The sequence below is a fragment of the Bradyrhizobium sp. 132 genome (genome assembly GCF_023074185.1).
Lineage (GTDB): Bacteria > Pseudomonadota > Alphaproteobacteria > Rhizobiales > Xanthobacteraceae > Bradyrhizobium.
The window spans coordinates 1-9003 of record NZ_JADPKY010000195.1 but is presented as its reverse complement, the minus strand read 5'-3'; the positions used below and the strand labels follow the sequence as shown (position 1 = coordinate 9003).

The following is a 9003-nucleotide window of genomic DNA, read 5'->3' as shown; positions in this document are numbered from 1 at the left end:
ACTCATGCAACGAATCTATTCGGTTGCGCTGCACCGGAGCGGAGCCGCCGTTCGACCCGAGAGAATGTCCAGCAACATTAACTCGCCTGCCGGGACCGAACTCTAGTCATCCCAGCGGCTGCTGGCCCAATTTTGATGAGCGCGTCAACTATTGATCAGACCTGCGACCTCAACGAGTCATTGCGGTCATCACCAGCCGCTGCTGATGTCGGCACCTCGATTTCTCTCAGTGAAGGTTCGTCTGCGATGAGCCAGCAAAATGCTGGACTCCGTCAGGTTGCCACAGGCTAAATTCCACTGTTCCGGTCGAGAATTTCTCGCACGCGTAACGCAAGTTTTGCCTGAGATATCGGCTTTTCCAGCAAATTGACGCCCTCGTCGAGCCTTCCCTGGTGAACGACGGCGTTGCGCGAATAGCCGGTCATGTACAGGATCTTCAACTCAGGTCTCATTTGCTGCGCACGCTTGCCTAACTCGCGCCCATTGATGCCTGGCATGACAACATCCGTCAGCAGAAGGTCGACCTTCGAATCCTCTTGCAGCAAAATGGTCAAAGCCGCTTGAGCGCTGCGGGCAGAGAGGACGCGATAGTTGAGATCTCGCAGAACGTCGGAAATATAGGTGCGAAGGTCTGCATCGTCCTCAACGACGAGAACGGTTTCGAACTTATCACCCTCAGGAGAAAGGTCTTCCGCTGTGCTCTCCAACAATTGCGCATTCCCGGCGAAGCGTGGGAAGTACATCTTGATGCTGGTGCCCTGGCCCACTTCGCTGTAGATCTTTGCGTGCCCTCCTGACTGTTTGACGAATCCATAGACTTGGCTCAGACCAAGGCCGGTGCCTTGCCCCGGCTCCTTCGTGGTAAAGAACGGCTCAAAAACGTGACTTAGAACGTCTGACGCCATCCCGCTGCCGGTGTCCGTGACGCAAATTGCGACATATTGGCCTGGGATCAGTTCAGGATTGAGCCGGCAATACTCCTCGTCTGCGGAGATGTTGGCGGCCTCCAGGGTAAGCTTTCCGCCATTGGGCATCGCGTCACGTGCATTGATTGCAAGATTGACGATTGCCGACTCGAGATGGTTCGGATCGGCTTCGATATGCCATAACCCGGCACTTCCGACGGTCTGAACTTCGATGCGTTCCCCAAGCGTGCGCTGGAGGAACTCCTGCAGTCCGTTGATATAATTGTTCAGCTCGATAGGTTTCGGGTCGAGGGCCTGTCGTCGAGAGAACGCGAGCAAGCGGCTGGTGAGCGCCGCGGCTCTTTGAGCCCCGCGCTTCGCATTCGCCAATGCACGAGTCAAATTTGGGGCCGCCTTGGGGGCGTGCCGGTCAGCTGTCTCCAGATTGCCGATGACGATCATGAGCAGATTGTTGAAGTCATGCGCGATTCCGCCGCTGAGTTGCCCCACGGCTTCTAGCTTCTGAGATGCGGCCAGTTGCTGCTGAACCTGCTTGAGCTCGTCCTGAGCTCTCTTCCGGTCCGTGACGTCACGAGTGACCTTGGCAAATCCCACAATGTTGCCAGCGTCGTCGTTGATGCGATCGATGACGACCGACGCCCAAAAGCGACTCCCGTCCTTCCGCATGCGCCACCCTTCGGTTTCGAACCGACCATGCTCCCTCGCCTCGGAAAGCGCACTTTGCGGAACGCCAAGCTCCACATCCTCGGGCGTGTAGAAAGCGCTGAAATGTCGTCCGATGATCTCTGGCGGGGTGTAGCCCTTGATCCGCTGCGCGCCGGGATTCCAAGTCGTCACGTGACCGAGCGGGTCTACTTGAAAGATGGCGTAATCGACCACCGCCTCGATCAATTGGCGGTAACGCCCCTCACTAGCAAGGAGCTCTTCGTGAGCCTGCTGTCGCTCGGTAATATCTCGCGTAACCTTGGCAAAGCCGACCAAGTGACCGCTTTCGTCCCGGACCGCATCGATGACGACCGATGCCCAAAACCGACTTCCGTCTTTGCGGACGCGCCATCCCTCCGCGCTGAACCGACCGGTCTGCCCAGCGACGTTCAAGGCCTGTTCTGGCAGTCCTTTGGCTGTATCCTCGGGCGTGTAGAACGATGCAAACGATTTGCCGATGATTTCCTCAGGCGAGTAGCCCTTCAAGCGCTTCGCACCGGAGTTCCAGCTGCGTACCGTGCCGTCCACGTCGATCATGTAGATCGCGTAATCGACGATTGCGTCTATAAGCAGCTGGAGGCGGCGAGTATCGTCGAGTTCGTCGAATCTGGACCTGGGAATGAGACGAACTCCAATGGCGCGCGAAGCCGAAACATACAACTCCAAAGACACTGTTTGGTTCCCAGCGCCCGGCACCAGTTGGTAGTCTCGATGGCAAGAGGCTTATGACCGTGAGGGTCGCAAACAGGCAAGACCGCGCTTTGCTGACTTCCGTTAAGGCGGTCATCGGACCCGAAAACAACCTGGATCTGCCTGTCGCTAAGGGCCACTACGGAACCCGCCTATCTATTCGTTATCGAAGTGGCATCAAAAAGGTGAAGCAGGTTTCCTCGCGTGTTGAGCTTACGGTCAGCGTACCCTCATGTGCCTTTGCTATCTGCGCGGCAATGTGCAGACCGAGACCAAGACCTTGCCGACTGGCTCGTACCTCGCCCCGGAAGAACGGCTCGAACAGCTTGGCCATGGCGGCCTCAGGTATGGGTTCGCCGCCGTTCGCGACTGACAATCTGAACAGCCCATTTTCCGTCACGGCGCGCACGCGAACCGGCTGGTTGGACGCGCCATGGCTGAGCGCGTTTCCGGCGAGGTTGGACACCAGCTGCCCTATTCTGTTCCTGTCACAATCAACGGGAACGTCGATCGCATATTCAGCTTCGATCCGCCGACCGGGCGAAGACAGCCGCAGTTCATCGATCACCTGGTGCAGCACAGGTTCAAGCGGTCTGCGGGTATCGCGATCAAGGGTGATACCTCCACCGAGACGGCCGCGCGCGAAATCGAGCACGTTGTCGATCAGTCCCGCCATCCGCAGAACGGTCGTCTCCAGCATTGCGATGACCTGATGCTCCTTATCGCTCTTTGCTTCGCGACCGAGGATGCGGGCCCCGGCACTTATCGAAGCCAGAGGATTTCGAAGGTCATGACCGAGCACGGCGATGAATTGCTCTCGCAATTCCGAAGTCTCGCGTTCACTTTCCAAACTGGTCTTTGCAACGTCGCGAGCTTCCAGAAGATCATGCTCGTAGCGTCGCCGATCCGTGGCCTTGAGCAATGCCAGCCGGGTGAACAGTGCCCTGCCGGCGGCGTCCCGCCCTTCGAGAGCGTTCACAATCATCTGGAGCGGCTCGCCTGCCGCCGTCACCATGTCGATCGCAAATTCGTTGAAAAAGCCTTGCATTCGTAGAAGCGGTGCTATGTGGGTTTCGAAATAGATGCGACCTGCCATGTTCAGGAAGTCGCTGAACCGTTTGCCTGCCATGTGCTCGGCGGTGTGGCCGATCCAGGCGAGAAGCGTCTTGTTCACCCGCTCGATGCGTCCGTTAGGCAGCAGAGTGATGTACGCGCACGGAGCGTTCTCGAACATGTCCTCGAAATCGTCGATCCGCGGATCATCCACCGAAGGCCTCAGACAAACGTTCGCATGGCCGCGACAACTTCATCGGGCGCGCTGAGATTGGGGCAATGGCCGGTAGCCTCAAGGAAGACGATCTCGCTGTTCGGGATTGCGCGATGAACAAATTCGCCAACGGGCTTCGAGGCGATAATGTCGTCGCTGCACTGAAGGATCAGCGTTGGAATCTCTATTTTACCCAGGTCGGCGCGGTTGTCGGACTTGAATGTCACCCGCGCGAATGCCTTGGCAATTTCTGGATCAGTTCGGCAAAAACTGTTGGTGAGCTCCTGGCCAAGTTCGGGCCGATCGGGATTTCCCATGATCGCCGGTGCCATCTGTGCCGACCACCCCATGTGATTGGACTCCAGAAAATGGAGAAGTTCTTCAATTTGCTTTTCGCTGAAGCCACCAAAATAGTCGCCGTCGTCGATGTACCGGGGCGAAGGCCCCACCATCACAAGCTTCCCGAACATGCCCGGCGCCTTCTGCGCCGCCAGCGCGCCGATCATGCTGCTGACCGAATGGCCCACGAACACCGCATCCGCCAAACCAAGCTCGTGTCCGATCTCGACGACGTCATCGGCATAGCCTGCCAAACTCGAATATTTTCGCTGGTCATAAGCTTTCAGGTCAGAACCGCCCGCGCCGACATGGTCGAAGAGCACCGTCTTGAACTCGCTTGCGAAGGCAGACTCCACAACCGCCACATGTTCTGGTCACAGCCGAAACCATGGGCAAAAATCATGCTCCGGTCGCCCGTTCCGCGAACATGGACGTTGTTTCGTTCGATTACGTCCATAGCTTTTCCCCAAGTCTGGCAAACAAGTCGTAGCACCCCTACGCTTTCGGTTGCAGCCGACGATTTGGCTGGAAGGCATTCCCAATTAGGGGATCGAACGTGCCTATGGACGCCCAGTCGAAGCCAAAGTTTGAAATGGACCGGTGTCCGTCATAACGCCGCTCGGCTCTAGAGTTGACCTCGAAGCCTATTTGAGGGGCTTGGGCGGAGGCACCGAAAGGGTTGCGCTCCACTGAGCAGCAGTCGTCAGCTGACCCAGCTTCATTTCCAGCTCATCGCGTTCTGGCCCCGGAGGAAGTTTCGAGGCCTCCTCCAGAAACCGAGCTTTCGCTGTCGATCCTCTGTTCGAATGTATGGGGTTTTGAGCTTTGACGCGGCACTGCGATCTCCCTGCGGTCTGGGTCGTTGCCGCCCAGCATAGAGGCCTTACTGACCATCAGGCTTCATTGGCCTTAAAGCGCGCATGATCGCGCCCACCTGAGGCGACCCCATCGGATCGGGCCGTTCACAGTTGAGGCACTGAAACGTCCGAGGCGTTTTGGCGCCGGTGCAGTTCCAGCGTCATTGAACCCCTGCAGGTCGGGCAAGGCTGGGCTGACGTCGACATTAAGAGGCTCCTAGACCGGCGGGAGCGCAAGAACTCGCAGTCACGGGGTGGAAAGCCGCTGAGACGGTGCGGTGATCACGGAATATAACCTATGTTAAATTCTCGCAAGCGGCTTGCCTATCGAACGAAATCATCGCGCTAGCGTGAAGAAGGTTCGGTCACAGTGGTTAGATCGCCCGGCGGCTGCGCCCGGCCACAAAACCGTAGACAAGAAGCACGATGATGGCACCCACGACCGCCCCCACCAGCCCAGCGCCTTCTCCAGGCCGATACCAGCCCAGAGACTGGCCAAGATAGGTCGCAACGAACGCGCCCACTATTCCCAGGATCGTCGTGAGGATGAAACCCGAGGGCTCATTGTCGCCGGGCATGATAAACTTCGCGATGACGCCTGCGATGAAACCGATGACGATCGTCCAGATGATGCTCATATCTCTTCTCGAGTCTTGAGTAGTGTTATCCCGCCGATTGCGCCGGAAGACGTCCGTCAGGCGTGTATTTGTCCACCGCTGTCGGAAGTTCGCGAGACAATCGGTCGAGGATCTCTTGCTGCGACAGGCCGGTCTGCTGCTCCAGCTTTTGAAGAACGTCCGGACCGATAGCCTGCTGGAGTTCGGGCGGGGTGACTTCGCGGTTTGGCCCTTGATTGATCCAGGATTGGGCCGCGTCGCCCTGTCCGTTCTGCTTGAAGTGCTCGAGCAACTCGCCGATTCCGCCGTTCAGCAGCGAACCCACGCCGCCGCCTCCCACAAGGCCGCCAAGATTGCCGAGCATGCCGCTCAGGGAATCCTTGGCACCCGCCGGCTGACCGGAGGTGGCATTGCGAAACATGTCCGCCAGCTTGTCCCGATTTTGGTAACCGGCGATTGCGAGCATACCCAAGAGTGCGGTCATAGATGGCATTCCGCGGCTCATTTCGGCTCCTGAGTTGGATGATAATCATGCGCAAGAATGGCGGCCCGCCCGGTGGCGGGCCGCCGGGTAATTTAGCGCATTCCGGTGCCATAGAGTTGGCGTTCTCTGCGGACCTCGTCTGCGCCATAGGGTTGGGCGGATGGATCGTAATTCTTCCACCCTGCCTTCTGCCAGGCTGCGCTCCGGTCCCGCAGATTAACGGCGGACTGGTTCAAGATCGCTTCGTAGCGCGCGCGGTCCGCATCCGGCACACGAGCCGAAACCAGCGTGCCGCCGCGCCTCACACCTTCAGCGTAGAGTGGTGCTTCCTCATCGGATACGCCGGCCTGCGTCAACGCCCCGACGACTCCGCCGGTCGCGCCGCCGGCAACGGCACCGAGCGCGGTCGACGCGAGCCATCCGGCCGCCACGACCGGACCCAAGCCGGGGATAGCCAACAAACCAAGGCCCGCGAGCAAGCCGGCCGCGCCACCGAGACCTGCGCCGAGGCCCGCTCCGGTAGCCGCACCTTCAGCCCGATCGTCAACCCCATCTCGATCGCGATCGACCTTCTTGTCTGTGCTGTACCAGTTGTCGGAATTGTTTGCGACGATGCTCAAATCCGAATGCGGCACGCCCGCGGCCTCCAGGCTCGTCACGGCGCGCTGCGCATCGGAATAATTGTCGTATAGACGTGAAATGGTAACGGTCATGTTCAATCCCTCTCAATTTCGCTGCCGCGCGCCAGGTTATTTGGCCGCGTTCACGTTGCCCTGGAAATCCAGACTGACATTGGTCGAGGCGCCGCTTTTGCTGGCCTTTCCGCGCCAAACGCCGTTGTCGTCCTTCTTCAGGGATGTGACGTTGGTGTAGCCCGCGTCCTCGATCTTCGATTTGGCCTGGCCTTCGGTGAAGCTGTTGGCGCCTTCAACCGGCTTGCTGGAATTATTCTGGCCGGAACTGTTGACAGCATTATTGTTCGGCCGATCGGTCGCCGTCGGATTTTGCGCAAGCGACGGACCCGCCAGAAGCGAGGCAGCTATCAGCAGCAGAAAAGATTTCTTGTTCATTTCGTCCTCCAGTAGTGGCACGGCACAACATACGCCGGGCTGAGAAGTTCCAGGTTTTCCCGGTCCTGGGGGCGATGCAGGATCTGCAAGAAGACGGCAGCGGGCGCCGGCTGTGCATTTCCGGTAATCGGTCCTGATCGCCGTGAGCGTGAGGCAGCAAGGTGCTCCTTCACGGCACCCTCCGACCGCGCGTGTTCCCAGGCGGGCCCTTGACGTTGGACGGGTCCTGTTGGTGTACGGCAGGATTCGAGCCCCTACCGTGTCCTCCAAGCCTGCCCCGCGACAGACGCTGCAAAGCGTCGCCGAGCCTACGCAGGACCGCCTCTTCCAGCATTCAACTCGGCCGATCACTGGAAGTCAGCGCACTAAGCCAGCGGGCTCTCTGTCGAGCAGATCGAGCAACAGCACCGCGAGCCCGACCGCCTGAACAACCGTTTTGGCAAGCATTTTCCGAATCCTGAAGGGGATCGAAAGCCATATCCTCGCCGCCGGCTAGCTAGACTGTCGCGATGAGGTCCTGGAGCGTTTCGAGTTCATCGTCGCGAGCATTCCCGGCGGCTTCAAGTTGGAAAGGAAGGCGCAGACGCAGCGCCTCGTCCGGCGATCTCCAATCCACACCACAATCATCGGCCGCGTGACCGGGCGGCAGCTGCTGCGGCGACCGAGTTACGACATTGACTGGAGAAGGTGCTGCGCGCCTGCGCCAGGTCAGGGGCACCGTTTCCGTAAGGTGTTGGGGCCCGAGATCCTGTTGGTCGAAGGCGTAGGGACCGAGGGCGACGCGCACGAGGGTTCGTTCGTTCCGCACCGGTATCTCACCCGAAGGCAGCCTCGGAGAGTCGGCGAGAACATCACCACTGTCTCCGTGGCGTGCTGCTGCGCGGCCTGGAAAATAATCTGAATATCTGCGGAACAACGCGTGCGATTATACGGCCGGCGCGCGGGGCGAAACTTCTGAGAGCCTGAATCACCCCTCCCCCCTCCGCCCTACAGCATGCCTCTAGCCCGCATGGCTTCGCCTTGCCGCTACGCGCGTCCCAATTTTCAGCGCACGATCATGCCAGGGCTTACGCCCGTGACGTCACGCCTTCCAACTTTGCCGGCAAGTGTCTGTCCATCAGGTGTGACCTGTCCACATCGACTTCGTAACGCAGGCCAAAGTCCATCCATGCGAAGACGCAACGACCCAGCCGAGACTCTACCGACGACGCGGCAGTGATCATGGCCGAGAAGCATTCTAGCATCGTCTTCCCGGATCGTGCGGTCGAGAGAGCCGCGCGCAAACGTCTCACGGAAGGCCTGGCCGATCACTGTGGGCACATCCCAAGGACCGCGTACCCCATACGGTAATAGCTTCGGCCAACCTTTTCCTCCGCCTTCTCCAATCGCGCCTCTCGCTTACCCAGCTTCGTTCCTTTTCTCAGGGACCGTGCAATTGCGATCGGGTCCGTGTCGTCTGTTTTGAAGTATTTGCGACGGATCGAAATGCGCCGCTTTGCCTTGGTTCGCCGTTCGTCGGCTGTCTCAAACATAGCCCGCCTCCTTGGCCGCCCGCCATAGCGAGTGAGATGTCCGTCGTTGCGATCTCCGCAGAACGTGGGCTGCATCGGCGCCAAGCTTGTCCACGCAACATCGTTCGCGACCAGATCATCCATCGCCTTAACGCGTTTCGCATACTCGGGCCGCACGGCCGCACACACCGCCACTGATGCCGCGCCCCTAGCATCCGCCAGACGACGCCGAACAATTTCTAATGCGGTCTCGACGTCGGCCGTTTTGCGCGGGGTCCGCCGCTTGCTTGCTCAGCATCGGCGCGCTGTCGGCCTCGTCGCCGTGCAACTCCGCCGCTCGAACCGCTACCATTGGCCCAGCGCTCCCCGCCTCACCGAGCTGTTTCTGAATATCGCGGCGTTCGCCGTTCGGACGCCCGTCTACAAAAACACTGGCGATCAGTTCAGAAACTTCACAGCGAGACGGCGCTCATCACGCCATACAACCGAGCAATCAATATTCAAGCCAGCACTTGGAACGCGCAGGCCGAAAGCCGC

General features: G+C 59.3%; 6 protein-coding genes and 1 pseudogene. All 7 read right to left on the bottom strand.

What is annotated here, in order from left to right:
- Window positions 1–287: 287 nt before the first annotated feature.
- Window positions 288–2303: a PAS domain S-box protein gene (locus IVA74_RS40730; RefSeq protein ID WP_346731006.1), complete on the bottom strand. Its 2016-nt coding sequence runs from the start codon at window positions 2301–2303 to the stop codon at window positions 288–290.
- A 181-nt stretch (window positions 2304–2484) separates the two neighbouring features.
- Window positions 2485–3555, bottom strand: coding sequence for a HAMP domain-containing sensor histidine kinase (locus IVA74_RS40725; RefSeq protein WP_247353814.1), 1071 nt, complete (start codon window positions 3553–3555; stop codon window positions 2485–2487).
- 41 nt (window positions 3556–3596) lie between these two features.
- Window positions 3597–4384 (bottom strand): annotated as a pseudogene (locus tag IVA74_RS40720) (alpha/beta hydrolase).
- A gap of 774 nt (window positions 4385–5158) precedes the next feature.
- The gene (locus tag IVA74_RS40715) at window positions 5159–5422 is read right to left on the bottom strand and encodes a GlsB/YeaQ/YmgE family stress response membrane protein (RefSeq protein ID WP_247353812.1); all 264 of its coding nucleotides are present in this window, start codon (window positions 5420–5422) and stop codon (window positions 5159–5161) included.
- A 25-nt stretch (window positions 5423–5447) separates the two neighbouring features.
- Window positions 5448–5906 carry a YidB family protein gene (locus IVA74_RS40710; RefSeq protein WP_231190556.1) on the bottom strand — a complete coding sequence of 153 codons (459 nt, stop codon included), beginning with the start codon at window positions 5904–5906 and terminating at the stop codon, window positions 5448–5450.
- Window positions 5907–5977: 71 nt separating this feature from the next.
- Window positions 5978–6598, bottom strand: coding sequence for a general stress protein (locus tag IVA74_RS40705; protein ID WP_247353811.1), 621 nt, complete (start codon window positions 6596–6598; stop codon window positions 5978–5980).
- A 36-nt stretch (window positions 6599–6634) separates the two neighbouring features.
- Window positions 6635–6955: a hypothetical protein gene (locus IVA74_RS40700; RefSeq protein ID WP_247353809.1), complete on the bottom strand. Its 321-nt coding sequence runs from the start codon at window positions 6953–6955 to the stop codon at window positions 6635–6637.
- Between the last annotated feature and the right edge of the window lie 2048 nt (window positions 6956–9003).

Coding starts and splice junctions, on each gene's coding strand:
- IVA74_RS40725 (WP_247353814.1), bottom strand. CDS start 3,555: ATGTTCGAGAACGCTCCGTGCGCGTACATCACTCTGCTGCCTAACGGA.
- IVA74_RS40715 (WP_247353812.1), bottom strand. CDS start 5,422: ATGAGCATCATCTGGACGATCGTCATCGGTTTCATCGCAGGCGTCATC.
- IVA74_RS40710 (WP_231190556.1), bottom strand. CDS start 5,906: ATGAGCCGCGGAATGCCATCTATGACCGCACTCTTGGGTATGCTCGCA.
- IVA74_RS40705 (WP_247353811.1), bottom strand. CDS start 6,598: ATGACCGTTACCATTTCACGTCTATACGACAATTATTCCGATGCGCAG.
- IVA74_RS40700 (WP_247353809.1), bottom strand. CDS start 6,955: ATGAACAAGAAATCTTTTCTGCTGCTGATAGCTGCCTCGCTTCTGGCG.